Annotated in this window: 21 protein-coding genes; 9 read left to right on the forward strand and 12 right to left on the reverse strand. The window is 45.1% G+C overall.

All coding sequences use genetic code 11. From position 1 onward, the window contains the following. The first annotated feature begins 66 nt into the window (after window positions 1-66). Window positions 67-1,185 (forward strand): glycine cleavage system aminomethyltransferase GcvT, encoded by a 1,119-nt coding sequence (gcvT, locus tag R8N28_RS05415; protein WP_017820967.1) that lies wholly within the window; start codon window positions 67-69, stop codon window positions 1,183-1,185. Between the two features lie 71 nt (window positions 1,186-1,256). Here the strand turns inward: gcvT and vdeR are convergent, their stop codons facing one another. Then, the gene (gene vdeR / locus R8N28_RS05420; RefSeq protein ID WP_005376423.1) at window positions 1,257-1,985 is read right to left on the reverse strand and encodes an efflux transporter transcriptional repressor VdeR; all 729 of its coding nucleotides are present in this window, start codon (window positions 1,983-1,985) and stop codon (window positions 1,257-1,259) included. Window positions 1,986-2,145: 160 nt separating this feature from the next. Here vdeR and R8N28_RS05425 point away from each other — a divergent pair, with 160 nt between their 5' ends. The 4 genes from R8N28_RS05425 (at window position 2,146) to R8N28_RS05440 (ending at window position 8,225) form a co-directional block, all read left to right on the forward strand. Beyond that, on the forward strand, window positions 2,146-3,219 hold the full coding sequence (locus R8N28_RS05425) for an efflux RND transporter periplasmic adaptor subunit (RefSeq protein WP_065275267.1): 1,074 nt from the start codon (window positions 2,146-2,148) through the stop codon (window positions 3,217-3,219). After that, complete coding sequence (locus tag R8N28_RS05430; RefSeq protein WP_318183328.1) at window positions 3,219-4,280, forward strand: efflux RND transporter periplasmic adaptor subunit; 1,062 nt, start codon at window positions 3,219-3,221, stop codon at window positions 4,278-4,280. The genes R8N28_RS05425 and R8N28_RS05430 overlap by 1 nt, the downstream gene beginning before the upstream one ends. Then, entirely contained in the window at window positions 4,280-7,339 is a 3,060-nt protein-coding gene (locus tag R8N28_RS05435; protein WP_065275268.1) for an efflux RND transporter permease subunit, read from the forward strand. Before R8N28_RS05430 ends, R8N28_RS05435 begins: the two co-directional genes overlap by 1 nt. A gap of 175 nt (window positions 7,340-7,514) precedes the next feature. Further along, complete coding sequence (locus R8N28_RS05440) at window positions 7,515-8,225, forward strand: hypothetical protein (protein WP_065275269.1); 711 nt, start codon at window positions 7,515-7,517, stop codon at window positions 8,223-8,225. An 82-nt stretch (window positions 8,226-8,307) separates the two neighbouring features. Here R8N28_RS05440 and fruA read toward each other — a convergent pair whose 3' ends face one another. The 3 genes from fruA to fruB are packed head-to-tail and all read right to left on the reverse strand — an operon-like array spanning window position 8,308 to window position 12,180. Further along, window positions 8,308-10,047, reverse strand: a complete 1,740-nt coding sequence (gene fruA, locus R8N28_RS05445) for a PTS fructose transporter subunit IIBC (RefSeq protein ID WP_065275270.1) — start codon at window positions 10,045-10,047, stop codon at window positions 8,308-8,310. A gap of 18 nt (window positions 10,048-10,065) precedes the next feature. Beyond that, on the reverse strand, window positions 10,066-11,037 hold the full coding sequence (gene pfkB, locus R8N28_RS05450) for a 1-phosphofructokinase (RefSeq protein ID WP_065275271.1): 972 nt from the start codon (window positions 11,035-11,037) through the stop codon (window positions 10,066-10,068). Between the two features lie 9 nt (window positions 11,038-11,046). Continuing rightward, entirely contained in the window at window positions 11,047-12,180 is a 1,134-nt protein-coding gene (gene fruB / locus R8N28_RS05455; RefSeq protein ID WP_025767801.1) for a fused PTS fructose transporter subunit IIA/HPr protein, read from the reverse strand. A gap of 374 nt (window positions 12,181-12,554) precedes the next feature. Here fruB and cra point away from each other — a divergent pair, with 374 nt between their 5' ends. Further along, the gene (gene cra / locus R8N28_RS05460; protein ID WP_065275272.1) at window positions 12,555-13,535 is read left to right on the forward strand and encodes a catabolite repressor/activator; all 981 of its coding nucleotides are present in this window, start codon (window positions 12,555-12,557) and stop codon (window positions 13,533-13,535) included. Between the two features lie 17 nt (window positions 13,536-13,552). Here the strand turns inward: cra and R8N28_RS05465 are convergent, their stop codons facing one another. Next, window positions 13,553-14,506 (reverse strand): endonuclease/exonuclease/phosphatase family protein, encoded by a 954-nt coding sequence (locus R8N28_RS05465; RefSeq protein ID WP_025767799.1) that lies wholly within the window; start codon window positions 14,504-14,506, stop codon window positions 13,553-13,555. 226 nt (window positions 14,507-14,732) lie between these two features. Here R8N28_RS05465 and R8N28_RS05470 point away from each other — a divergent pair, with 226 nt between their 5' ends. Beyond that, on the forward strand, window positions 14,733-15,266 hold the full coding sequence (locus R8N28_RS05470) for an RNA-binding S4 domain-containing protein (RefSeq protein WP_318183329.1): 534 nt from the start codon (window positions 14,733-14,735) through the stop codon (window positions 15,264-15,266). Window positions 15,267-15,372: 106 nt separating this feature from the next. Here R8N28_RS05470 and R8N28_RS05475 read toward each other — a convergent pair whose 3' ends face one another. The 7 genes from R8N28_RS05475 to R8N28_RS05505 all read right to left on the reverse strand — a co-directional run bounded on the left by R8N28_RS05475 (window position 15,373) and on the right by R8N28_RS05505 (window position 21,907). Continuing rightward, on the reverse strand, window positions 15,373-16,191 hold the full coding sequence (locus tag R8N28_RS05475; RefSeq protein WP_017820958.1) for an EAL domain-containing protein: 819 nt from the start codon (window positions 16,189-16,191) through the stop codon (window positions 15,373-15,375). A 92-nt stretch (window positions 16,192-16,283) separates the two neighbouring features. Further along, window positions 16,284-17,204, reverse strand: coding sequence for an amino acid ABC transporter permease (locus R8N28_RS05480; RefSeq protein WP_065275273.1), 921 nt, complete (start codon window positions 17,202-17,204; stop codon window positions 16,284-16,286). An 81-nt stretch (window positions 17,205-17,285) separates the two neighbouring features. Then, entirely contained in the window at window positions 17,286-18,104 is an 819-nt protein-coding gene (locus R8N28_RS05485) for a transporter substrate-binding domain-containing protein (protein WP_086047417.1), read from the reverse strand. Between the two features lie 9 nt (window positions 18,105-18,113). Further along, window positions 18,114-18,911: an amino acid ABC transporter permease gene (locus R8N28_RS05490; RefSeq protein WP_005376396.1), complete on the reverse strand. Its 798-nt coding sequence runs from the start codon at window positions 18,909-18,911 to the stop codon at window positions 18,114-18,116. Next, window positions 18,911-19,645: an amino acid ABC transporter ATP-binding protein gene (locus R8N28_RS05495; protein ID WP_065275275.1), complete on the reverse strand. Its 735-nt coding sequence runs from the start codon at window positions 19,643-19,645 to the stop codon at window positions 18,911-18,913. Before R8N28_RS05495 ends, R8N28_RS05490 begins: the two co-directional genes overlap by 1 nt. Before the next feature lie 162 nt (window positions 19,646-19,807). Further along, on the reverse strand, window positions 19,808-20,464 hold the full coding sequence (locus R8N28_RS05500) for a lysoplasmalogenase (RefSeq protein WP_005376394.1): 657 nt from the start codon (window positions 20,462-20,464) through the stop codon (window positions 19,808-19,810). Between the two features lie 294 nt (window positions 20,465-20,758). Next, a complete protein-coding gene (locus tag R8N28_RS05505; RefSeq protein ID WP_005386076.1) occupies window positions 20,759-21,907 on the reverse strand; it encodes an iron-containing alcohol dehydrogenase in 1,149 nt (382 codons plus the stop codon). A gap of 206 nt (window positions 21,908-22,113) precedes the next feature. Here R8N28_RS05505 and R8N28_RS05510 point away from each other — a divergent pair, with 206 nt between their 5' ends. Then, the gene (locus R8N28_RS05510; RefSeq protein WP_033906538.1) at window positions 22,114-22,995 is read left to right on the forward strand and encodes an AraC family transcriptional regulator; all 882 of its coding nucleotides are present in this window, start codon (window positions 22,114-22,116) and stop codon (window positions 22,993-22,995) included. Window positions 22,996-23,272: 277 nt separating this feature from the next. After that, window positions 23,273-26,434, forward strand: a complete 3,162-nt coding sequence (locus R8N28_RS05515; protein ID WP_065275276.1) for a chitinase C-terminal domain-containing protein — start codon at window positions 23,273-23,275, stop codon at window positions 26,432-26,434. Window positions 26,435-26,531 lie beyond the last annotated feature (97 nt).

A 26,531-nucleotide genomic window follows, 5' to 3' on the forward strand; every position in this document is an offset into this window, starting at 1 on the left:
ATGTTTATTATTGGAAACACATCGAATGCCGATAGCATTCTCGGGTCTATCTAAATGGAGACGAAAATGACTCAAGAACTACTGAAAACACCACTACACGCACTTCACGTTGAAGTTGGTGCCAAAATGGTCCCGTTCGCGGGTTACGATATGCCTGTTCAGTATCCTCTAGGCGTAAAGAAGGAACACTTACATACTCGTGATGCGGCAGGTCTGTTTGACGTTTCTCACATGGGACAGCTTCGCCTAATTGGTGACGGTGCAGCTGCGTTCCTAGAAACATTAGTTCCAGTGGATATTGTGGATCTTGAGTCTGGTAAACAGCGTTACGCTTTTTTCACTAATGAAGAGGGCGGCATCATGGACGACTTGATGGTGGCTAACCTAGGCGATCATCTGTTTGTGGTTGTGAACGCAGCATGTAAAGCGCAAGATATCGCACACCTACAAGCGCATTTACCATCTGGTGTTGAGCTAGAAATTATCGAAGACCGAGCTCTACTTGCAATCCAAGGCCCTAAAGCGGCGGCTGTATTGGCGCGTTTTGCACCAGAAGTTTCTGAAATGCTGTTCATGGATATTCGTAAAGTCGATATTTTAGGCGCCGAGTGCATTGTTTCTCGTAGTGGTTATACAGGCGAAGACGGTTACGAAATCTCGGTTCCTGCTGACAAAGCGGAAGAGCTAGCACGTAAACTGACTGCTGAAGATGAAGTTGAATGGATTGGCCTTGGTGCTCGTGATTCGCTTCGTCTTGAGTGTGGCCTTTGTCTATACGGTCATGACCTAGACACAACAACAACACCTGTTGAAGCGAGCTTGCTATGGGGTATCCAAAAAGTTCGTCGTATTGGTGGTGAACGTGAAGGTGGTTTCCCTGGCGCAGACATTATTCTTAAGCAGATTGAGACTAAAGATGTGGCGCGTAAGCGTGTGGGTCTAGTAGGTCAAACCAAAGCGCCAGTGCGTGAAGGTGTTGAACTGTTTGATGCTGACGGCGTTAAAATTGGCGTTGTAACCAGCGGTACGGCGGGTCCGAATGCAGGTAAGCCAGTCTCAATGGGTTATGTTCGTGCGGATTTGGCGGCGATTGGTACTGAAGTGTTCGCTGAAGTGCGTGGTAAAATGCTACCAATGACAGTTGAAAAAATGCCGTTCGTACCACAACGCTACTACCGTGGTTAAAACGAATTGAAACAAAAATGCCGAGCTTTGTAGCTCGGCATTTTTTATGTCTTCTTTTCGCTTGTTTACTTTTAGTTTACTGCTTCATCAATAGTACAGCACATATCAATAACGATATCTTCAAGCTTTTCCGGATGAATCATCTCTTCTTTTGGGATCCCAAATTGAGAGGCCATAATGGTATTAAACAATTCCCAATGCTTGATCAGCAGTTTTTCGCGATTATCTGCAATATCCGGCCATGTTTCTTGCATCATTGGCGCGAGACTGACAGCACCATGTGCGAAGATCAACATTTGCCACTTTGATTCCCACTGATCAAATTGTGCATTAGGGTTTTCGCTGTTGTACTGCTCGAAAATTCCGGTAAATATCGCAGCGAACTCATCTTTTGACTTTAAGAAATACTGCAGCAGAGCACCGTCATCGCCTTGTCGAATGGCATCGGCGATCATCTGTACTGGATGAGGATTGACGAGAGCAAATGCTAGCATGCGAACCATAAACAGATAAATTTTTCTATTCGAAGGTGTGTTCTCCGGCATTTCATTGATGAGTTCAGCCATATAGCACTGCATGAACTCGTCCATTGCATCGCTAACCGCTTGCCAGATTTTCTCTTTGCTGCCGAAGTGGTGACGGATCAAACTATGTGAAACACCAGCCTTTTCACTGATATTGCGCAGCGAGACACGCTCGTAACCAAGTTCACAAAACATATCTGCTGCCACTTTAAGGATCAGACACTTAGTTTGTTCTGCTGCTTCAGCACTTCTACGCCCCTGCTTTCTTTCATTCATAGTTCGAATTTTCCCGAATATTAATCACGCGCTTACTTTTACCAGAAACCGAACGCTTTGACTAATTAATTTGCTATCCACCTGGAAAATATGTTGATCAATTTCAAATTCTGCTTATACTGCACGGCTGTGTAATATATAAAACCTACGGAGAAAGCGGGTGCGAAAACAATATTTAAAGCGCACTTTAGTTGGCGCAGTGGTGACATTAAGTCTTTCTGGGATGCTAACTGGGTGTAATAAAGCCATTTCTGAGCCGTCTGAACCTTTAATCAAACCTGTAAAATTACTGGCGGTGAAAGACCTAGAACTTGAAGACTCGCACGCCTTTTTAGCGCGTATTGATGCAACACATCGCGCGCAGCTTTCTTTTCAGGTTGGTGGAGAGGTTGATGAATTACGTGTACGCATGGGTCAAAAAGTCCAAAAAGGTGAAGTGCTCGCAACGTTAGACCCTAAAGATCTTCAGCTTGCGTTAGATGCCGCTCAAGCGCAGTACGCGTTAGCGAAAACACAATGGGACCGCGCGAAAAACCTTTACGGAAAAAAACTCATTAGTACTGATGAGTACGATCAGAAAGAAACTCAATATAAAGCGGCATTGGCGAACTACGAACAAGCTAAAACCGATTTGAGCTATACCAAAATTCACGCACCGTTTGATGGCATTGTGTCATATACCTATGTCAACCCGTTTCAAGTAGTAGCAGAGAAGCAGGAGATCTTGAATCTCATTGATAACACGACGTTGGATGTATCTTTCACCTTGCCAGTAAGTTATGCGGAATCTGTATCACTTGAGTCACTGCAAAACTCCGATATGTGGGTGACGATGGATAGCGAGCCAGGAAAACGTATCCCTGGGCAATTTAAAGAAATTTCGACGCAGCCAAACATCGATACCAATAGTTATGAGGCGATCGTGACCATCACTCGGCCAGAAGATCGCAATTTGCTGACAGGTATGACAGGGCAGGTACACATGGCTAAACAACATGTATCGGACGCGATGACGTTACCTCAGTCTGCTTGGGTCAACAAAAATGGGACGCAAGGTGAAGTTTGGGTAATGGACAGAAGCACGCAGCAGGTCAATAAAGTCACTGTCTCACTTGACGCAGCAGGTGGTGTGAAAGCCGGGCTTGATAACAATGATTACGTTGTTATTGCTGGTGTTGAGAGACTGGTTGAAGGACAAGTGGTGAAAGCTTGGGTTCGTGAGGGAGGCATTTAATGAAACGTTCTCTACTTACGATCTCTGCGATTGCACTTGCAGTTTTAACAGGGTGCAAAAATGAAAACCAAGCTATCGTCGAGCAGCCACTTTTTGTGTCGACTATCTCGGTGGATGCACCAGTACAAAGTCAACATCGCGCGTTCAAAGGCATAGTAGTGCCTGCAGAACAAACGCCAATGGCATTTCGCCGCGCTGGGGAAGTTCAGCACGTATTGGTTAAAGCGGGTGACGTTGTGAAGCAGGGGCAAATGATCGCAAAGCTAGATGATAGCAAAGAGAAGCAAGCCGTGAATGACGCAGAAGCACAATACACACTTGCAATTCGTCAGCTTAAACGCGGTGAAGACTTGCATGCACGTCAAATGATTTCAAAAGCGGAACTTGATGAGCTAACAGCCAATAAAGAGCTAGCTGAGGCTACTTTCTATAACGCGACCAATCAATTGAATTACACCCGTTTATTCGCCCCGTTCGCCGGTAAAGTATCTGATGTTTTCAAAGAACGTTTTGAGCGTGTGGCAATTGGTGAACCCGTGTTAAACCTATACCAAAACGATTTGGTTTACGTGCGTATTGAGCTTTCCGACAATGTTTTAGCGATGGTAGACCCAAACTCAGACAGCATGAGCTACAAGCCTAGAGCAACCTTTTCCGGCATCGATGGCAGATTTGCTTTGGACTATTTAGAGCACACAAGTGAACCCAACGCTGAAACTCAAACCTACGAAATGTACTTGACGATGCCACAGCCAAAAACAGAGATATTACCGGGAACCAGCGTAAGCGCTTTGGTCGATATGGTGAAGGCGGGCATTACCTCTATTGATGGTTACAGTGTGCCTGTCACGGCGCTTCAAGCAGGCAGTGAAGGGAATGAGTTCTTTGTGTGGAAAAAAGAAGGTGACATTGTCACACGGGTGCCTGTCATGATTTCTCAAGTGAATGGCAATGGAGCCATTGTGTCGTCAGGTGTTAGCCAGGGCGATATTCTGATTAATTCAAATCTGCGTAAATTACGCGAAGGTAAACATGTGGATGTTGTGGAGAATAACCAATAATGAACATTGCTGAGTATTCAATAAAAAACAAAGTCATCAGCTGGTTGTTCATTATTATCCTTGCTGTTGGTGGTTTAACGTCATTTTTGGAGCTTGGACGATTAGAAGACCCGGCATTTACGATCAAAGATGCCATGATCATCTCAACATACCCTGGCGCGACGTCAAAAGAAGTTGAAGAAGAGCTGACGTATCCTCTAGAAAAAGAGATTCGAAAACTCCCTTATATCGACAAAATTACCTCTACGTCTTCTAATGGTATGTCTCAAATAACGGTGAGCATGGAAATGGACTATGGTCCTGATGAACTGCCGCAAATTTGGGATGAAATGCGCCGTAAAATTAATGATTTACGACCATCATTGCCTCAAGGTGTTCAGTCTTTACAGATCATTGATGATTTCGGTGACGTTTATGGCGTGATGTTAATGCTCACTGGTGACGATTACGACTATGTAGAGCTGAAACGTTATGCGGATTACCTGACCCGTGAAATCGAGCTTGTTGATGGTGTTGGTAAGGTAGACATCACGGGCGATCAGCGAGAAATGCTATTCGTTGAGATCTCACTTGATCGCCTTGCTGCACTGAACTTAGACATGAATGTGGTTTCGAGCTTGTTGAACCAGCAAAACAATGTGGTTTCAGCAGGGGAAGTGATGGTCAATGGCGAAAGCCTTGTTATTCGCCCAAGCGGCACCTTAAACACTGTAGAAGCACTAGAAAATCTGATCATTCATGGCCGTGACACAGGAAATCTAATTCGTCTAAAAGACGTAGCAACGATTTCTCGCGGTATTCAAGAGAAGCCAGGCAACGTCGTACTCTTTAACGGTCAAAAAGCGATTAATATCGGTATCTCGTTTGCATCGGGTGTGAACGTGGTTGAGGTTGGTGAACGTTTGGATGCGGAGCTCGCGAGCCTTGAGTCTATCAAGCCTGCTGGCATCGATATGAACTACTTTTACAACCAAGCCAATGAGGTGGATGAATCTGTTAAAGCGTTTGTAATTAGTCTAGCGGAGGCAGTGGCGATCGTAATCATTGTGTTGCTGTTTACTATGGGTTTACGCAGTGGTGTCATCATTGGAGTTGTGTTGTTATTGACGGTATTTGGTACCTTCATTTTGATGAATTACAACAACATCGAACTGCATCGTATTTCTCTTGGCGCGTTAATTATTGCCTTGGGTATGCTGGTTGATAACGCGATTGTTGTCGTGGAAGGCATATTGGTTGGCCTAAAGAAAGGGCGTACCAAAGTTCAAGCGGCTGTCGATATTGTAAAGCAAACACAATGGCCTTTGCTGGGCGCAACTGTTATTGCAATTACGGCTTTTGCACCTATCGGCTTGTCGCAAGATGCGACAGGTGAGTTCATGGGCTCTTTATTCTGGGTGCTGTGTTTCTCACTATTTTTAAGCTGGATTACCGCTATTACACTGACGCCTTTCCTTGCCGATCTTTTGTTGAAAGAGGAAAACAAAGAGCAGGGTACTAGCGAAGATGATCCTTATAAAGGCTGGTTGTTTGTCGTATTTGGGGCATCGCTGAAATTTGCATTACGATTCCGCTGGCTTACCGTTGCTGGCATGGTGGCGCTATTAGTGGGTGCTGTCGTGGCATTTGGTAATGTAAAACAGCAGTTCTTCCCACCATCGAATACGCCGATGTTCTACGTGGATATGTGGATGCCAGAGGGTACTGACATCCGTGAAACGATCAAAAAAGCTGAAGAGGTCGAAAGCTACATTCGTCAGCAAGATGATATTGACTTTGTTTCTGCTTCGATTGGGCAGGGTCTACAGCGTTTTGCTTTAACCTATCAACCAGAAAAAAGTTACGAAGCGTACGCTCAGTTCCAAGTTCGCGCGACTGATCGTGAGAAAATGTTTGGTTTGCTGCATAAGTTAGATGCGAATCTGGCGAAAACATTTGATGCGCCTACGTTCCAGTTTAAATTGATGGAATTTGGTCCATCACCAGCGTCTAAGATCGAAGCGCGTATTACTGGCCCTGATCCACAAGTTTTACGTGACTTGGCGGTGCAAGTTGAAGACATCCTTCATACCGACCCTGGTGCCCGAAACATTCGTCACGATTGGCGAGAGCGCACCAAGGAACTTGTACCCGCTTTCAATGAGTCTAAAGCTCGTCGCCTAGGTATTTCGAAAGAAGATCTTTCAAGCACACTGCAAATGACGTTTGGTGGTAGCACCTTAGGTTACTTGCGTGATGGTACACATACGTTGCCAATTATGACACGTCTTCCTGAAGAAGAACGCGTAGATTTTGAATCACTACAAAACGTGACCATTTGGAGTCCTTCGTTGCAAACGTATATTCCGGTTGATCAAGTGATTGATGGCGTTCAACTGGATTGGAGTGAGCCGCTAATTCAGCGTCGTGACCGTAAGCGTACGTTAACCGTTCTCGCGGACCATGATGTGTTGAGTGACGACACGGCAGCAAGCTTATTTGCTCGTGTACAGCCTAAAGTGATGGCATTGCATGTTCCAGAAGGATACGAAATCACATGGGGTGGTGAGTACGAATCATCCAAAGATGCACAAGAAGGCCTATTCGGTTCATTGCCGATGGGTTACTTGTTGATGTTCATCATTACTATTTTATTGTTTAACTCAATCAAAAAGCCGTTGGTAATTTGGTTCACCGTTCCGTTAGCAATCATTGGCGTTGCTTTTGGTTTGCTTACCACGAACATGCCGTTCAGTTTTACAGCATTCCTTGGTTTGTTAAGCCTAAGTGGCATGATTTTGAAAAACGGTATTGTGTTGCTTGACCAAATTAACCTTGAGTTGGAGTCAGGTAAAGATCCTTACCTCGCGATTGTTGATAGTGCGATAAGCCGCGTTCGTCCGGTAAGTATGGCTGCGCTAACAACTATCTTGGGGATGATTCCACTGGTCTTCGACGCCTTCTTTGGCTCGATGGCAATAACGATTATGGCAGGTCTTGGTTTTGCTACTGTACTGACACTGATAGTGGTGCCAGTGATGTTTGCAATTCTGTTTAGGGTAAAACCGACCACTGCATAGGGACTCCTGGCTATTTGCCAGCTTCCTGCCTAGCCCTGAAGGTTTTCTTCGGGGCTTTTTTGATCTTACTAATATATACCAAACCATTCATTTGCTTGATTTTAATGATTTTCTTACGATTACAATGCAAATCATGCGTATACTCATGTAACGACACATCAAAGATTGAGATTACATGAATAAGCGCATATTAAACGGACTCTTCTTCATTGGTTCTTTCACCTTGGTTGGCTGCACCGCGACGGATAGCATGCCGACAGAAACCAAACAACCTGCCCCTAAAGTCAACAGTGTTAGTGCTGAAGTCATTTCCAGTTGGATTGATAGTAAGGTTTTAGCCCCTGAAGGGCTGTCGCTCGAGCAAGACAATCTACGTTATCTATCGGGTAGCGCCGACCTAAACAGCGACGGCAAGGCAGAACACATAGTGTTGCTTCAAGATCGCTATTTCTGTGGTAGTGGTGGCTGCTCTGCATATATGTTTGATAATGAGGGAAACGTTATTAATCGAATGTCGGTAACTCGCACGCCTATTGTACTAGCCGACAGTTACAGTAATGGTTGGCAGGACTTTATCGTTTGGAGTAATGGCTCCTATCGACTCATGAGTTACAACGGTGAGTCTTATCCAAGTAACCCGTCACTAGAGCCAAAGGTGGATCGAGACGCTAACCAGCAGGCGGCAATCGCAAATGTAATGGCGACAGAGCTTTATCAGCAAGACGGCTATGACATTCTGCCCGCAGAATCAAAAACCTTGTGGACGCCAGCTAACGTTTACCACTTTACCTTCAAGCACTACGGTGACCCGCATAGCGCTTATCAAGCAACGGTGGATATGAGCAGTGGGGAAGTAGACATTGTAGCCGTTCCGGCTGCGGAATAAAAAACACCTCCCTTAACCGGAATTAAAGGGAGGTGCTAAATGCCAAATTCGAGGGTGGCATTGTTAACCGGAGTCGCTCTAATTAAGCTGCGACTTCTTGTTTCGCTTCTGCTTTGCTTTTTAAGAATGCGTAAGTAAAGCCAGTTACCGCTGTACCCGCTGCAATAGCCACTAAATACATTAATACTGGTGAAATTGCGTTAGGAATTAGCAGCACGAATAGACCGCCGTGTGGTGCCATTAATTTCGCACCGAATAGCATCGATAGGGCACCAGTAAGCGCGCCACCTGCCATACAAGATGGAATCACGCGCATTGGATCTTTCGCAGCAAATGGAATTGCGCCTTCAGAGATGAAACACAGGCCCAAGACAAATGATGCTTTACCTGCCTCACGTTCATTTTGTTCAAATTTGTTCTTCGCAATGAAGGTCGCTAAACCCATACCTAGCGCAGGAACCATACCTGCGGCCATGATTGCCGCCATTGGTGCGTAAGTTTGTGAAGCCAGAAGGCCAACACCAAATGCGTAAGCGGCTTTGTTTACCGGGCCTCCTAGGTCGAAACACATCATTGCGCCAAGGATAATACCCAGTAGTACTGCACTGTCAGAACCCATGTTGTTTAGGAAGTCAGTCAGGCCGTTCATGATGCCTGAAACTGGGCCGCCTACGATGTAGATCATGACAAGGCCAGTGAACAATGTTGCTACAAATGGAATGATCAGAATTGGTTTAAGCGCTTCCATCGATTGTGGGAGTTTTACTTTGTCCGCAAGGAGCTTCGCTGCATAACCGGCAATGAAGCCAGCTGCGATACCACCTAGGAAACCAGCACCCGTTGAACTTGCTAGCATACCGCCAACAAGACCAGGAGCCAGACCCGGACGGTCAGCGATTGAAAACGCAATATAGCCAGCAAGTACAGGAATCATCAATGCGAATGCAGAACCACCACCAATGTTCATCAAGGCTGCTGCTAGTGTGCCTTCTTCTTTAAATGCTTCAATACCAAACACGAACGATAGGGCGATGATCAAACCACCAGCGACAACCACAGGCAGCATGTGCGATACCCCTGTCATCAAGTGTTTGTAAGCGCCTTTCTTCTCGTCTGCTGCCGAAGCAGAATTTGCAGAACCTGAATGTTGGTAAATCGTGGCTTGCTCGAATGCTTTGTCCATCTCTTCGGCTGTTTTTTTCAGAGCTGGGCCTGTTTTCGTGCGGTACATCTTTTTGCCGTTAAAGCGATCAAGTGGCACTTCAATATCCGCAGCAATGATCACCAGATCGGCATCTGCAATTTCTTGCTCAGTCAGTTGGTTTTTAGCGCCAACTGAACCACGAGTTTCCACCTTGATTTGATGGCCACGACGCTTGCCTTCTTCTTCTAAAGCTTCTGCCGCCATAAAGGTATGCGCAACGCCAGTAGGGCAAGCGGTGATTGCAACAATTTTCTTCGCTGCTGATGTTGTATCTGCAGTGATAGGGGCTGCAAGTGTGGTTGCTTTTTCAAGTAAAGTGGCGTTTTCAACCGCTTGCTGGAGAAACGCAGTTGCGTCTTTTGCTATTTCGTTAATTTCCGCTTGGTAAACCTTTTTTCCTACAAAACGAGAAGTGTCGACGCTAGTATTTGCCGCAATGACAATGACTTCTGCTTGTTCAACGTCAGCTTCCGTCAATAGTGTTGGTTCAACCACACTTGATTGACATTCTATTTTGGCATTCCAGTTTAATTTTGCGGCGGCTTGTTCTAGTAATCCTGCCGCAAGGATGCTATTTGCTACACCGCTTGGACAGGCAGTAATAATGGCAATATTCATACAATAACCTTCTGTTCCTTAGTTTTGTTCTAAGTTTGTAATAGGGTAAAGCGCGCTAACTTCAGTTTGTCGCTTGATATTTTCCAGTTCTTCCTGACTGGTTAGCCCTACGCCAACTTGACTAACTGCCAAAGCAGAAAGTGCCGTAGCGAAGCGCAATAAATCGTTTTTAGGCATCAGTTGCATGTGGCCCCAACACAAGCCAGCGACCAGCGTATCGCCTGCGCCAACGGTGCTCACTACATTCATTCGAGGCGGTTTTGCACTAAGCCATTCGCCTTGGTTGAGCCACATAACACCGTCAGGTCCCATAGAAACCACGATGTTTTCTATGCCTTTGTCGCTCAGTGTTTGCGCTGCAGCTTGGCATTGTTCAGGTGTTGCTAGATGTTCGCCAACAAAATCACCAAGTTCTTCATCGTTAGGCTTAATCAACCATGGGTGAGCCTCAATACCTGACTTCAATGCGGCTTTGCTACTGTCGAACAACACCTTTTTGCCTTGTTGATGCAGTGCTTCTATCCATGCAGCGCATTGTTCGGCGGTTACGCCTCCAGGTAAGCTACCTGCAAGTACAAAGTAATCATGCGTCTCCGCTAGACGAAATAGTGTCTCCTCAAAGCGAGTAATTTCGTCGGCCGCTACTTGAACGCCAGGGAAGTTGATATCACTGACGTTGCCATTGGCCTCAACCAGCTTAACGTTGATACGAGTGGCACCCTTTACTTCCACAAATTCATTCTTAACGTTGATGTCATTGAAAAGCTGATGAAATAGCTCAGGGTTATCTTTACCGAGAAAGCCGGTAACCGTGACGTCTGCGCCTAAATCGCTCAATACTTTTGCTACGTTGACACCTTTACCAGCAGCGTGGAGATTGCTTTGCTGTACTAAGCTCACGGAACCAACGTTTAGTTCATTTACTGAACCTGTTAAATCCAATGCTGGGTTGAGCGTAATAGTGACAACCTTATTTGTTTTTTTTGTCATATCGGATCCTTAACCTTCACCAAGGCCAGAAGCGATTGCATTTCCGATAGACTCCAAGGCTTGCGGCGCATCAGGGCCTTCTGCTGTAAATTGAAGTTGGTGACCGTGCTTAACGCCCAGCGCGATGACTTTCATTAGGCTCTTCGCGTTTACTGCTTTTCCATCTCCGTCTAGGTTGGCAACACGTATAGTGGATTCAAACTTTTTCGCTTCTGCGACTAACATTGCCCCCGGACGAGCATGTAGGCCGTGGGAGTTTTTGATTTTAAATACAGCGGTATTGCCTTCTTCTGAAGATGCAGCTGTGACTTCTTCACCTTTGAACAAAGCAAGAATCTGTTCTACTGATGCATCTAAAAGCTTGCCGTGTTCATTGTTAAACACAATATTAGAAAGCGTTTTTAGGATAGATTGGTGAGCATTGTTACATGCTGCGAACGCGACAAGTGCACGCACTTTTTGACCTTCATATTCGCAGTCGTTTGCCGTCGAGACAAATGACACGCCTGTGCGAGTGACATGTTTGTCACTGCCAATTAACCACAGGCCATTACCTAGGTGAGTTGGTTGTTTGGTAACGAGATCAGCAACGAATTCGTTATCAGCACATCCCGTATTTTTTAACAGACCACCAGCAACAGCACTCATCTGTAGCATGTCGCTCGCAGGGAACATGAGTTGAATTAAAGAAGCGTCAAAGTCTGCTTCAAGCTGAACATCACCGTGCAGTAGGGCGATGATCTCGTCTTCGTTTTTTGCATTACGCAGACGCTCTTCTACGCCATCTGCGCCTAACACTTTGGTGAGCTGTTTAAGAATGCCAAGGTGCTCATCAGATTTAGCTGCGATACCGATAGCGACGAACACAGTATTGCCATCACCCCAGTCGACACCTTGTGGGAAGTGGTGCACAGCAACACCCGTTGTTTTCACCATTGAGCGAGTGTCAGTCGTGCCATGTGGGATAGCAATACCGTTCCCCAAAAACGTAGAGTTTTGGTTTTCACGGTTTAGCATGCCTTCAACGTAACCGTGTTCAACTAGGCCTTTATCAGTCAGGCTATGAGCAATACTCTTTATTGCTTCAAACTTATCTGTCGCTGATTGCGAGAGGGTAATGTCGTTCTTATTTAGCTTAAGCATGGTGCTTCTCCAGCCTTAAGGTATCAATTTAAAAATGTATTCTGTGTGAGAATTTGAACGCCGCTTCTTCTGAGCGCTTACTCAATCCTCAAACCTTTTATCTTTCAAGCTAAATCGATTCAGCTTGTTGGTAAATTTTTTAAAAGACTCAGAAAAACTGTTTTAAAAACTGACGTTAACAAACGAGCCTTTGCCGCTGTCCTATAGCCTAGCTCACAAATTGGTTTGTTGCGTGTTCGGGTGATTTACGTCAATTTTTAAGTTTTGCTGAATCCTTTCAGCTTTTATACTGAATCGGTTCAGCTTATAATTCAACTTATCGAAAGATCGTTGATGTATTAATATGATCGCGCGCACAGAATAAGGTTTAGAATATGACACTGGATGAAATAGCCAAATTAGCGGGTGTTTCTAAGACAACTGCAAGCTATGTGATTAACGGAAAAGCGCAGAAATACCGCATCAGCGAGAAGACTCAGAAAAAGGTGATGGCCGTTGTAGAAGAGTACAATTATAAGCCAGATCATGCGGCGTCTTCCTTGCGGGCAGGTAATTCACGCTCATTTGGGCTTATCATCCCAGACTTAGAGAACACCAGTTATGCGCGTCTTGCAAAGCTGATAGAGCAAAACTCTCGGAAAGCGGGGTACCAAATTTTGATTGGCTGCTCTGATGATGATCCTGATACAGAGCAAAAGGTGGCGGAAGCATTAGTCAGTCGTCGTATTGATGCGTTGTTTGTGGCAAGTGGTATGCCCACTGCAAACGAGTATTATCTTAAGTTGCAAAATTCTGGTACGCCAGTTATCGCGCTAGACCGTCCAATGGATGATGAGCACTTTTGTTGTGTCATCAGCGAAGATTTTGATGCCGCACTTGAACTCACTCAGTCAGTACTGTCCGAGGATATAAAGTCCATTGGCTTAATCGGTGCATTGCAAGATCTTCAAGTCTCAAAAGAGCGTGAGCTCGGTTTTCTATCTGCTTCTCAACAAGGTTGTAAAACGGCAACAGTGGGTTATGGACAACACTTCTCCCGGGAAGAAGGCAAGAAAGTCTTAGAGAGGTGGTTAACAGAGAACGCATTGCCAGATGCCATTGTTACAACGTCATATACACTGTTAGAAGGTGTGTTGGATGTAATGCTAGAAAAACCAGAACTGATGGGAAAGGTGCGTTTAGCAACATTTGGTGATAATCGACTGCTGGACTTCTTGCCTGTGAAAATCAACTCTTTGCCTCAACAGTTTGAGTTGATCGCGGACAGCGCAATGGAGTTAGCACTCAACGCTTCCGCCAAGCGTTACAAGCCTGGTGTAGAACTTATCCCGCGTAAAATTGTGAAACGTCACTAAGTAACTAAATAGGTTGCTCAAAGCTTTACTTCAGCAGTCAGCGCCACAAATGCGTGGTCGCTGGCGTTTTTATCTCTGTCATAAATCGGGTTGATCAGATGTTGGTTAGACACCTGATAGTCAACAACCTCGGCAACCGATATATCTGATAAGGTATCAAACTCTTGTGAGAGCAAGATATAGTCGAGTACATTCCCAGTGGAAAAATGATAGTGCGTGGCTGGGCGTTCATCCTTCAGGGTGTCACTTTGCAATAACCAACCATCTTTGAGTTGTAATTCAGTGACGCTGTCACCAGTATTGGATACCAATGCGCTGTTAACGCTGATAGGAGTAATAGGTTGATTCATATCGCCCATTAACACTGTCGGCATTGGTTCTTTTCGATACCTCTTTTGCATCGCGTCTCTTAACATCGCTGCTTCCCAGCCTCTTTGCTGGGTGGATAACCAGCGCCCAATAATCGTGCTAGACGTTTCTGGTTGTTCTGAGTCGGCCGGGCGTTGAGATTTCAGGTGCGTTACGTAAACGGCGATATGACCAAGTACAGGATGTATTACTTGGGCATAGATAGGTTTGCGACTGAACTCTGGAGCAACACTTACTCCAAAAGGCTCAAGCGTTGCTAAGTCAAACTCTACCGCTTGTACTTTTTCTATTGGAAACCGAGAGGCGATTGCCACAACAGGGCTTGAGTAAATGTACTCATCCTCAACATGTGGGGTGTCAACGGTCGCAAAGTAGGGGTAGCCGATGGTTGAAAAGAATGCCTGGGTCTTCTCGATACTGAATACTTCTTGTAAGCCAATCACGTCGCCTTCCAGTTTTTCAACTTGACGTTGCGTCCACGAAAGTTTGTCTCGCCATTGCTCTAACGAGTATATGTTCTCGAAATCATAGTAGGCGTTAGGCGGTGCGACAAAATTAAACAAGTTCGCAGTGACAAAGGTAATTCTACTTGGTTGAGACAAAGTATTCGCTCTTTTCAACAATAACTTAGAGAGTATATACCTTCAGGTTGCGTAATTGCAGCTTCGTTTGAGCTACGCATCGGTATACAAGCTAACAAGCGACAAGTTAAATGGGTTAAGAGGTGCTCAAATGCCAAGGCGAATCGGTGATTGAACATCGGCAGAGGTTTCTATTTTTAAGCATTGCGTTTAAACTTCAGGGCATCAAATAGTAAGAGTAAGTAACATGACCCAAGATTACGACCACGAAGAGTATTTAGAAGGCGAAGAGATTGAGATCGAAGCGATTGGCATCGATGTTGATGCGCATCCAATCGAACTGTACAAGCTTTTTAAAATCGCAAACTTGGTCAGCGGTGGCGGCGAAGCAAAACATATCATCGAGGAAGGCTACGTCGCGGTGAATGGTGAACTAGAAACACGTAAGCGCCGCAAGATGTATGATGGTGACTTTTTTGAGTTTAACCAGGAATATTATGTTGTGGTTTGCGATGCGCCAGTAACCGAACCTGAAACGGCAGAGCAAAAAGCAGAAAAGAAAGCGAAAAAAGAAGCGCAGTCTTCTCGTAAAGATAAGTCTCGTCAAAGTAAGTCACCTAAAGCCTCTGGGCCTAAATCAACAGGCCGTAAAGCGGCACATAAAGAGCGTAAAGCGAAGAAAGAAGCGTTGTCTCAGTCTGCTAAGAAAGGCAAAAAAGAAGACAAACCGCAAGCCACTCGTGATCCGAAGAGTGGACGTAATTCTATTGATTTTTTCTAGGGAAATGAACGCTTAACTAAATAAGTGACATCTGAGTAAAACTAAAAAGCGCCGAGCATATTATATCGGCGCTTTTTTGGTTTCACTGTGCTGTAAGTGGGTAGTGTTAATGCACTGTCGTCTCGATGTTTAGGCTATCTGTCCAGTGATGAATGGCGCAAGGCTTTCCTAAGTAAAAGCCTTGGTAATAATCCAAATTAAGTTGATACATAGCTTGTAGCTGCACGTCTTCTTCAACCCCTTCTATAATGACTTTTGCTCCCATATGATCCGCTAGATCAACGGCGCTATGTATGGAAAAGGTTTCTCCGGCGCAGTAGTCTAGTAAATAGGAACGATCGATTTTGATGATGTCAGGGCAGAGCTGCTGAACACGTGCGATATCAGAATGTTGGGCGCCAAAATCATCGATAGCAAAGATAAAACCATTTGCTTTCATTAACTGTACGGCTTTGATTAATAAATCCGTATCTCCGCATGACTCTTCGACTACTTCAAAAACTACGTCTGATGGGCTCATACCAAGTTCGGAAAGGCGTTTGTAAAGCAGGCCGTTATCTTTAAAGCCCATGTCTTTGGTTAGTGTGAGTAGCGTTTGAGGCATGACGTTAAGAAACAGTTTGATCGGCGTCCCTGCGAAATAGCGTGCGAAATTTCGAATGTGCATTGCTCTGGATAAAAACTCTACACATAAGCGAAAGTAGGGATCAAGACCATTATTGGCCAGAAACACGTCAGGACGAATTAGGGAACCATCAATGCCACGAATACGCAGTAAGGCTTCCATACCAATAATACGTTGGCGTCTATCAAAAATTGGCTGATAAACACTGTGAAAAGTGAATTGATTGAGAACTACGTAATATTCACCAAGATTATCTTGTTTTATGTATCGCTCGTAGTCGGATTGATTCTTTAACTCCATGAAAAACGCCGAAAATTTAGCATCTTGCCAATGTAACAGGGTGCAATTCTGATTTGAAGAATCAAATGTGCCTAATTACATATGCGGTTGAGTTAATTTGAAATGGCTTCCGATTTTGCTTCAATATGGCGGAAAATAAGTGACAGACCAAAACAGATTAAGAAGTAAGCAAGGCCGACAATCAACCAAATTTCAAATATATACCCTGATGAATTTGCCATCTCTGTCCCAACAAACGTCATTTCTTGTATCGAAATCAGTGAAACAATAGAGGTGTCTTTCACCAAAGAGATGGTTTGACCGGCAAGTGCAGGTGTGATTGATTTAAGCACCTGTGGCGCAATAACAAATCGGTATTTCACCCATCGAGACAAGCCCAATGAGTCAGCCGCTTCCCACTGACCTTGGTCGATACTTTGTAAACCACCGCGCACAACTTCTGCAATGTAGGCAGAAGAGAGTAAGCCGACACATAACACGCCAGAGGCAAGGTTTTCCCAAAGGTTCGAAGGCCCAAACAGAAAGTGCTGTAGCGCATTTGGTTCGCCGTTGTAGTTTCGTAGAATATCTTCCAAACCAAGTAACGGGATCAATTGGTTAGAAATGAAAAAGTAGAAAATAAAAACAAATACCAACGGAGGGATGTTTCTCACTAACTGGATAAACGCATTGGCAGGTGTGCGCAACCAAACGGAACGAGAGAAGCGTCCTAAGCCTAACAAAGTGCCAAACACTAATGCGAAGCTTATGCCCCAAACACTGAGCCTTAACGTCGAAATCAAACCTTGGAAGAAGTAGGGCAAACTACCATCTGCTCTAGGCGTGAAAAGTAATTCAAGCGCCTCTTTCCACTGCCACAAATAATGCACACCAACAGCGGACCGATGGTACAGCCAAACACCACCGATACCGCACATAACAAGTAGTACCCAGTCTAGTGTGTTTAATTGCGGTAAAAGGTAGCCTGTGCTGGATTTCGCGGGTGCTGTGCGAGTGGTAGTGTGTTCGCCCAAAAATTTGACTCCGATAAGTTATGGAAAAGTAAAATGAATGATTGGAGAGTATAGGCTCGCGGCGTCCACGAGCCATTAAGATTACTGGCCTTGCGCGACTTGATCTTGCCAATCTAATGTCGAGAACCAGTATTCATAACGTTGTTTTAACCATCCATCTTGGGTTCTTGCTTCAATCCATTTATTGAAAAAGGCCTTTTTATCTTCTTCCCCCAAACGAACTGCAAAGGCTTCGTTACCTTGTGATAGTCGCTCAGAGAATGGAAGGAATAGTTTGTCGCTGTGTTTCACTGTCTCATGTTCTGGTTTTGGGCTAGAAGCAATGACCGCGTGGGCGTTACCATTCAGCACCTCTTGGAACGCTTGTGCGTCGTCATCGAATTGCAGGATCTTCGCTTTCGGGAAGGTTTCTCTGGCTACTTGAACGGTGAATGCGCCGCGACGAGCCGCAATTTTTACGCGTCGTGAATCAAAATCCGAAAATTCGCTAAAACCAGAGGCGAGTTCTTTGTTTGCTGCTACTTGAACGCCTGAGTGTGAGTAGGGCTCAGTAAACAAGACGCTTTTGGAGCGTTCAGGCGTAACAGACATGCCACCAATGATCACGTCGAACTTTTTCGCCAGTAGTGCGGGAATAATGCCATCCCACGCAGTTGGTACGAATTCCACTTTCAAACCTGAATCTTGTGCTAAGCGTTTGGCAACATCGATTTCAAAACCGATTAACTCACCTTGCTTGTTACGCATTGCCCAAGGTACAAATGTTGACATACCAACTCGCAAAGTGCCTCGTTCTTTGATTTGATCTACATTGGGTGTGGCAACATCTTCTTTCGCGATTGTAGGCATAGCGATGGCTAGCCCTAATAATGCAGTAATGGTCGCTTTGAATAACTTCATGTTATCTCCTTATAATTTGCGCCAACTGGCTCCGAGTTTGTGTTCTAGCCATGCAGACAAGCCAGAAAGTGACAGAGTGAGAGCAAGATAAATTGCTGCCACGGTAAACCAAATTTCAAACGGCATCGCCGTCTCTGAGACGATGTTGCGTGCCTGTGTTGTTAGATCAAAAATCGCCATCACGCTTACAATGGAAGAGTTTTTGATCAAAGAAACCACTTCATTGGTTAATGGCGGTAATGTGCGCTGTAAAACCTGAGGCAAAATTACGTCTTTGTAGGTGTAAAACGGTGATAGTCCGAGAGTTTGTGCTGCTTCGAATTGCCCTTTAGGAATACTGTTTAAACCTGCACGGAATATTTCCGCGGTGTAGGCTCCTTGGAAAAGGGATAATGCCAAAACGGCGGTGCTGAATCGGTCCAAACCAATCACGGGGCCAAACACGAAGTAGAGTAAATAGATTTGCACCAACAACGGCGTGTTACGTATTACTTCGACATAAGTGGTACCAATAACATTGCCGACTTTCGAATCGCTAAGCCTTAGTAACGCGGTGACCAACCCCAACACTAAGGTAAAAAATAGACTAATAGCAGAGATGTTAAGCGTGACCAATAGCCCATCAATAAGTTCTGCCGGCCACCATTCGCCATCTTCATAAAAAGCGATGTAATCAGGTACGCGCTCCCATTGCCATTGATAGCCCATAGCGTCGGCACCAGAGTCCAACACCCACACAATCGCTATGAAGAGGAGCGTCATTTGCAGTAAAGCTTGAAGGACAGGTTTGATTACGCGAACTATCATCAGTAACTTAAAATTTGGTTCAAAAATGCTTGGGTGCGTGGATGCTGTGGTGTCTCAAATAAGGCGACTGGAGAGTTCATTTCCAAGATTTGGCCTTCATCCATAAATACCACGCGGTTCGCTACTTTTTTGGCAAATCCCATTTCATGCGTGACGCAAATCATCGTCATTCCGCTTTGAGCCAGCTCAACCATGACATCCAACACTTCGTTGATCATTTCCGGATCAAGCGCTGAAGTTGGCTCGTCAAACAGGAGTAAATCCGGTTCCATACACAAGGAGCGGGCAATCGCGACGCGTTGCTGCTGACCGCCAGAAAGCTGGATAGGATACTTACTCGCTTGCTCTTCAATATTGACTCGCTTTAGGTAATGTTTTGCGCGTTTTTCAGCTTCTTGTTTTGATAATTTGAGTGTGCGAATCGGCGCTAAGGTGAGGTTTTCCAGTACAGTCAAGTGAGGAAAAAGGTGAAAGTGTTGGAACACCATGCCGATTTTACCGGGCTTGAGAGATTTTGCGTGAGAAGGCTGGCCGAACACATGAAGCTGGCCTTCTTGAATCGATTCAAGATGGTTGATGCAACGAATGAGCGTTGATTTTCCGGAACCTGAAGGGCCACACACCACGACGATCTCGCCAGAATGCACGGAGAAGTTAATGTCTTTTAGAGCGTGGTAATCGCCATACCACTTATTTACGTCGCTAAACTCAACGACGGGAGTATTCTCTTTCAAAGGGGCACGCTATAACGGAAAAATATCCTTTTACAATAGCAAGTTGTGCGCGTAATTTCATTAAGAATAAGCTAATGTTTAGGCGATGATTTTAAGACTCTATTCAGATCGCTTACAAGAGACATCCATGTTTCTTTAATGTTGGTGCAGTCTAGAGTATGACTAACTCAGTTCAACGAGATACGGATAACGAACAACAATCGCAACAACAGACATAACCATTAGTGTCTGTGCAGAATAGTAGGTCACCATGACAACTTGTCGTGAAAATATTGACCGTCCTCCAAAGCGTTCGAAAGCCAATACGATGCCAGAGATAATAAAGATAAAGCTTCCGAGCACTGCAAAGGAGGAGGATTGTGTTTTCCCACTCAAATAATACTCGATCGAAGCCCAGCACATAGTCATCAGTACCAATATATAACTGGCAACTGGCCGTTTCTCTTTACCGAGATCCGGTCGGAACAACCAGTAGACGCATATACCGAGTCCGAACAAGGCAATTGGGAGCCAAGGTGTAAAATGCCACGCTGACATGATGGCAAAACCATAACTATAGGAGAGATGGGCAGAGCAAAAGAGCACTAATCCTGTAATGAACTTGTCTCTAGGGAGCATTAATAACACGTCACCAAGCAACGAGAGCGATAAGCCAATCAAAATCCAATGCGCATATGGCATTGGGTAAGCCGGGGACTGAATTAAAATACCAAGCATACAGAGCACTGGTAATGGTTTAGAAACGTAAAAGAGCCATTTAGAGCCTTTACGGATACTGATGATATGTATGAATGCTAATACGACAACAACTAGCCACATAAAGTGTTTTCTCGAACAGACAAAATTATGTAGTACATCACTACAACAAATCAAAACTTAATTAACGAGTTAACTCGTTCTTTGATCTCAATTATTTTTATTTGTGTAAAGCTGGACAGTTGTCTCTTTACTAACCAACACGGCCGATTTTTTGTCTGGAGGGAATCGTTGTTTTTAGAAGCCTCCTCGTTTTGAACGTGATGTGGCTTACAAAATAGCATAAAAAAACGGTATTGTGACTGTTAAGTCACAATACCGTTAAACCCTAGGAAGGGCAGTGAAGAATTGTTGCAGTTATGAGACAGCTAACTCTAAGATTTCTCGGCTACGTTCAAGTGTGATCGCCTGGTTTTCACCTAAAACAGTCATGCCGTGTTTGTTTAGTTGATCAATGATGGCATCGATAGCTTGTTCACGGCTCTCACCATAGTTTTCGAGCTTAGTTGCGACATCAAGTTGATGATAAAACGCTTCGATAGATTCGATTGTGCGCTCTGCTAAATCCTCACCTGCTTCAAGACCAAATACGTTGCGACCCATTTGTTCTAACTTAGGGCGCTTAAACTGCATTTGGTTACGAAGTAACGACGGTTGGACAATTGCAAGAGAACGCGCATGATCAACGCCCCATAGAGCCGTTAATTCATGGCCGATCATATGTGTTGCCCAGTCTTGTGGAACGCCACTACCAATTAACCCATTCAATGCTTGGTTAGCAGACCACATTAAGTTTGCGCGCCACATATCGTCGTCTCGTTCCGCAAACTGTTCTCCGAGTGTTTTTAAAGTTTTCAGCAGTGTTTCTGCGTAACCATCTTGAACCATTGCACCGGTAGGAAGCGTCAAGTATTGCTCACATACGTGCACCCATGCGTCAACAATGCCGTTGATAAGCTGGCGTTCTGGCAGTGTTTTCATTACATCTGGGTCTAACACGGCAAATTTTGGCTGCACTGCTGGAGACATGAACGGAAGTTTGTCTTGAGTTTCTTTTTTAGTGATAACTGCGCCCATGTTTGACTCTGAGCCTGTTGCTGGCAATGTCAAAATTGCAGCTAGAGGCGTCGCTTCAGTGACTTGGTGCTTACCAATCATGATATCCCAACCATCACCATCATACTTTGATGCCGCTGCTACGTATTTGGAGCCATCGATGACTGAACCACCACCTACCGCTAAAATAAAGTCAACGCCATGCTCTTTTACCATTGCGACTGCTTTATCGAGTGTTTCTTTGGTTGGGTTTGGTTCAACACCTGAAAACTCTAGCCATTCATGTCCCTCAAGAGCTTCTGCTACTTGGTCGTACACGCCATTTTTTTTGATGGAGCCACCACCGTATACCACTAAAACTTTTTGGTCGGATGGGATAGCTTCTTTGATTGCTGCGATTTGTTTTTGACCAAAGAAAATCTTGGTTGGGTTTACATAAGAAAAGTTCATTATTAGCCCTCTTGCTTCCAGTGAAGGAGATTGAATACATGCATATTAGTCCTGATTAACGATGGTTAACAGGTCGATTTCTGCAAATAATTTGCCTATTTCTACAAAATTAATGCTCTTGAGCTAGAAAGTTAAAGTCGAGAGGAAGTATAGTGCTCGAAACGATAATAGAGACCAAACTCGTTGGTCATTGATGGAGCGCTCTAATGCACACTCTCGCAGATATCATGCAGCAATATGTTGAAAAGCAGGGGCTGCATGACCTAGAAGGTATGAAGAAAACAGCGATAGATGGCGTATGGTTTTATCGCAGTAGCAAAGGGAATCATCGCCAGCCGTTTGTCTATCAGTCCGGCATCATCGTCTTGGGTCAAGGGCATAAGAACATTCATATTGGTGATACACCAGTGCAATATGGGCCCGATGATTACCTTGTTGTCGGGGTTCCCATGCCACTAGAGTGCGAAGCGTTTGCGACAAACAATGAGCCTTTACTTGGCATTTCGATAGATATTTCGCCAACGCTTCTTCATAAACTCGTTAAAAAATTAGAGGCTGAGAAATTCAGTAATAAGTGTCTGGATGCGACCCGTTGCGGCCTTAAGTCGGTACGTATGAATGAAGGTATGTTGGATGCGTGCAAGCGGTTAATGAAAGCAATGTGTGACGAGCTTGATGTTATCATGCTTGGCGAGCTGCTTCTTGAGGAAATTGTGTATCGTACTTTGGTGAGCAAAGAGGGGTATGTTTTATTTGACCTAGCACATCAAGAAGGTTCTTACGCGAGGGTCGCTAAAGCACTAAATCGCGTGCATCAAGCGTATCACGAACAGTTGAACGTACAAGCATTGGCTGAAGAAGCCAACATGAGTGTGTCTGCTTTCCATCAAGCATTTCGCAATGTCACGCTTGAATCTCCGCTGCAATATATTAAGAAAGTTCGACTTAACAAAGCGCGCGAATTGATCCAGTTAGAGGGGCGACGTGTTAATGATGCAGCGAGAATGGTCGGGTACACGAGCCCATCACAGTTTAGTCGCGAGTACAAGCGGCATTTTAATGAAACGCCAAGGTCAACAAAGGCTTAGTGATCTTTATTTCAAAATGGCGACTTTTTTTACCTTTTTTATTAATTTGCGAGTGACATATTTATTTGAGTTATAAAATTAGTTACTGGTGCCAAATAATAGGTACGTTGTTGCAATCATTTAGTGGATTGTTGCGAGGCGGTGTGGAAAACTCGTAAATAGATAGTGTGAAATTACCAACTTGTACTTAAGTTATTTTACGTCGAAATAAAAGTATAGATGCGTTTCGTTTAGCGCATTTAGTATTGTTTTAACAATAACTTAAGGAAGAGCGATTATGCACCTTAACAACGGCAACGCAGTGAAAAACGTGTTCACACTAAGCACACTCACCGCTTCTTGTCTTATGGCCTTCAATAGCTACGCAGCAGTTGACTGTGCCCCTCTAGAAACTTGGCAATCATCAAAAGTTTATAACGGTGGCGACCAAGTTCAGCATGAAGGTAATGCTTATAAAGCGCGTTACTGGACGCAAAACAATAATCCAGCGCAATCTGGTGAGTGGGGCGAGTGGGAAACACTTGGCGCTTGTGATGGCACTGGACCGGTTGATCCACCTCAGAATGAAGTCCCGACGGTTACTCTGACATCGCCTTCTGCGTCGGCTTCTGTGACTGCGGGTGATGTTGTTAACCTAGCTGCAGATGCGGCAGATACTGATGGTACTGTTAGCAAAGTAGAGTTCTTTGTTGATGGTGTATTAGTTGGTCAGGCAACGTCTGCGCCGTATGCTGCATCGTGGACAGCAACTGAAGGACAGCACGAGTTCTCTACCAAGGCCTATGACGATGCAGGTGCCGTTAGTACGGCAAGTGTTGTGACGTTAACTGTGGCATCAGCGCAACCTGGTAACGAAGCGCCGACAGTGGATGTCGCGCTTTCTGCGAGCTCTATTGACCTGGGTGGTTCCGTAACACTGACTGCAAATGCTACGGATGCGGATGGTACCGTTGCTAAAGTTGATTTTTATGTTGCAGGTGTGCTTGCTGGCACTGCTACAACAGCGCCATACACGCTGGATGTAACCCCTTCACAAGCTGGCTCATTAAGTGTTTATGCGAGAGCAACCGATGATGCTGGAGCAACAGCAGATTCTGCAATTGCGACGTTAACAGTAAACGGCGGCGCAGTGACATCTAATTGTCGTCCTGATGGTCTTTATCAAACAACGGGTGTAGATGTTCCTTACTGTTCTATTTATGACGAAGAAGGCCGTGAGAAAATGGGGGCTGATCACCCACGTCGTGTAATCGGCTACTTCACCAGTTGGCGATCAGGTGACGACCCACAATCGACTTACCTTGTTAAAGACATTCCTTGGGAACAACTTACTCACATTAACTACGCGTTTGTGAGCATTGGTTCTGACGGCAAAGTAAACGTTGGCGACGTAAATGATCCTAACAACCCTGCTACAGGTAAAACTTGGCCAGGCGTTGAGGTAGATCCCGCTCTTGGTTTTAAAGGTCATTTTGGTGCACTAGCAACTTACAAGCAAAAACATGATGTTAAAACGCTAATCTCGATTGGTGGTTGGGCTGAAACGGGCGGTCACTTCGATACGAACGGCGATCGTGTAGCTGATGGTGGCTTCTACACCATGACGACGAATGCGGACGGTTCTATTAATCATGCTGGTATTGAGAAGTTCGCAACTTCAGCCGTTGAAATGATGCGTCAGTACAAGTTCGATGGTCTGGATATCGACTATGAATACCCGACGTCAATGGCTGGTGCTGGTAACCCTTACGACAAAGACTTCATGGAACCACGTCGTCAGTATTTATGGGCGTCTTACCAAGAGCTGATGAAAGTATTGCGTGAGAAACTTGATGCGGCATCCGCGCAAGATGGTATTCATTATATGCTGACTATCGCAGCACCATCTTCAGGTTACTTGCTACGTGGGATGGAAACCTTCGATGTAACTAAGTACCTAGACTACGTAAACATCATGTCTTACGACTTGCATGGGGCTTGGAATGATCACGTTGGTCACAACGCGGCTTTATTCGATACAGGTAAAGACTCGGAGCTAGCGCAGTGGAACGTATACGGCACTGCTGCATACGGTGGTATCGGTTACTTGAACACAGACTGGGCTTACCATTACTTCCGTGGTTCTATGCCAGCAGGTCGTATTAACATTGGTGTTCCTTACTACACCCGTGGTTGGCAAGGTGTTACTGGTGGCGAAAATGGCCTATGGGGCCGAGCGGCACTACCAAACCAAGCAGAGTGCCAACCGGGCACAGGTGAAGGTGAGAAGAACAACTGTGGTCACGGCGCTATTGGTATCGACAACATGTGGCATGATACCGACCCTAAAGGAAACGAAATGGGCGCTGGTTCTAACCCAATGTGGCATGCTAAGAACCTAGAAAACGGTATTTGGGGCTCTTACGCAGCTGCTTACGGTCTCGACCCAGTCAACGATCCTTCAGATAAGTTTGTTGGTACTTATACTCGTCATTACGATAGCGTTGCTGTGGCACCTTGGCTGTGGAACGCAGAGAAGAGCGTATTCCTATCTACGGAAGATAAAGCTTCTATCGAGGTGAAAGCCGATTACGTTATCGATAAAGAGATCGGCGGTATCATGTTCTGGGAACTAGCAGGTGACTACAACTGTTACGTACTGGATGCAAATGGTAATCGTACGGCAGTAGATGCAACTGAACAAGCTTGTGCGGCGGGTAATGGTGAATACCACATGGGTAACACTATGACCAAAGCTATCTACGACAAGTTTAAGTCTGCGACGCCTTACGGTAACAAAGTAGCGACTGGTCCAACACCAACTGAAGCAGTAGACATTACTGTTAGTGTTGGCGGCTTCAAAGTTGGCGACCAAAACTATCCAATTAACCCGAAAATCACGTTTACGAACAACACTGGTCAAGCGATCCCTGGCGGTACTGAATTCCAATTCGATATCCCAGTATCTGCGCCGGACAACGCGAAAGACCAATCAGGTGGTGGTTTGAAAGTGATTGCTTCTGGACATACTCGATCAAACAACATTGGTGGCTTAGATGGCGTAATGCACCGTGTGTCGTTCTCTCTACCAGCATGGAAAGACTTGCCAGCGGGCGGCACTTACGAGCTTGATATGGTTTACTACCTGCCAATCTCTGGTCCGGCTAACTACTCAGTGATTTCTGGTGGTAAAGAGTTTGCGTTTAAGTTTGAACAGCCAGATCTACCAATTGGTGACCTCAATGCGGGCACGGGTGGTGGTACCACTGAACCAGGTACGTGTGATACGACAGGTTTAGTGACATACCCAGCTCTGCCACAAACGGATTGGGCAGGTAATCCAAGCCACGCTAACCAAGGTGATAAGATCATCCACAACGGTGTGGTTTACCAAGCGAACTGGTGGACAGCGGCTGAACCGGGTACAGATGGTAGCTGGTCAACGGTATGTAACATCTAATTATTATGGATTATTTGTTATAGCCTAATGTTTACAGGCACTTAAACAAAAGCGCACGATGACTATCGTGCGCTTTTTTGTTGTGATAGTTTGTCGT

Source organism: Vibrio sp. Vb1554 (assembly GCF_033344235.1).

What these genes read in the sequence shown, in the direction of transcription:
- R8N28_RS05490 (WP_005376396.1), bottom strand. Translation starts at nt 18,911, where the DNA reads ATGATAGTTCGCGTAATCAAACCTGTCCTTCAAGCTTTACTGCAAATG.
- R8N28_RS05435 (WP_065275268.1), top strand. Translation starts at nt 4,280, where the DNA reads ATGAACATTGCTGAGTATTCAATAAAAAACAAAGTCATCAGCTGGTTG.
- R8N28_RS05430 (WP_318183328.1), top strand. Translation starts at nt 3,219, where the DNA reads ATGAAACGTTCTCTACTTACGATCTCTGCGATTGCACTTGCAGTTTTA.
- R8N28_RS05470 (WP_318183329.1), top strand. Translation starts at nt 14,733, where the DNA reads ATGACCCAAGATTACGACCACGAAGAGTATTTAGAAGGCGAAGAGATT.
- R8N28_RS05505 (WP_005386076.1), bottom strand. Translation starts at nt 21,907, where the DNA reads ATGAACTTTTCTTATGTAAACCCAACCAAGATTTTCTTTGGTCAAAAA.
- gcvT (WP_017820967.1), top strand. Translation starts at nt 67, where the DNA reads ATGACTCAAGAACTACTGAAAACACCACTACACGCACTTCACGTTGAA.
- R8N28_RS05515 (WP_065275276.1), top strand. Translation starts at nt 23,273, where the DNA reads ATGCACCTTAACAACGGCAACGCAGTGAAAAACGTGTTCACACTAAGC.
- fruB (WP_025767801.1), bottom strand. Translation starts at nt 12,180, where the DNA reads ATGCTTAAGCTAAATAAGAACGACATTACCCTCTCGCAATCAGCGACA.
- R8N28_RS05475 (WP_017820958.1), bottom strand. Translation starts at nt 16,191, where the DNA reads ATGGAGTTAAAGAATCAATCCGACTACGAGCGATACATAAAACAAGAT.
- R8N28_RS05440 (WP_065275269.1), top strand. Translation starts at nt 7,515, where the DNA reads ATGAATAAGCGCATATTAAACGGACTCTTCTTCATTGGTTCTTTCACC.
- vdeR (WP_005376423.1), bottom strand. Translation starts at nt 1,985, where the DNA reads ATGAATGAAAGAAAGCAGGGGCGTAGAAGTGCTGAAGCAGCAGAACAA.
- R8N28_RS05485 (WP_086047417.1), bottom strand. Translation starts at nt 18,104, where the DNA reads ATGAAGTTATTCAAAGCGACCATTACTGCATTATTAGGGCTAGCCATC.
- fruA (WP_065275270.1), bottom strand. Translation starts at nt 10,047, where the DNA reads ATGAATATTGCCATTATTACTGCCTGTCCAAGCGGTGTAGCAAATAGC.
- cra (WP_065275272.1), top strand. Translation starts at nt 12,555, where the DNA reads ATGACACTGGATGAAATAGCCAAATTAGCGGGTGTTTCTAAGACAACT.
- R8N28_RS05500 (WP_005376394.1), bottom strand. Translation starts at nt 20,464, where the DNA reads ATGTGGCTAGTTGTTGTCGTATTAGCATTCATACATATCATCAGTATC.
- R8N28_RS05510 (WP_033906538.1), top strand. Translation starts at nt 22,114, where the DNA reads ATGCACACTCTCGCAGATATCATGCAGCAATATGTTGAAAAGCAGGGG.
- pfkB (WP_065275271.1), bottom strand. Translation starts at nt 11,037, where the DNA reads ATGACAAAAAAAACAAATAAGGTTGTCACTATTACGCTCAACCCAGCA.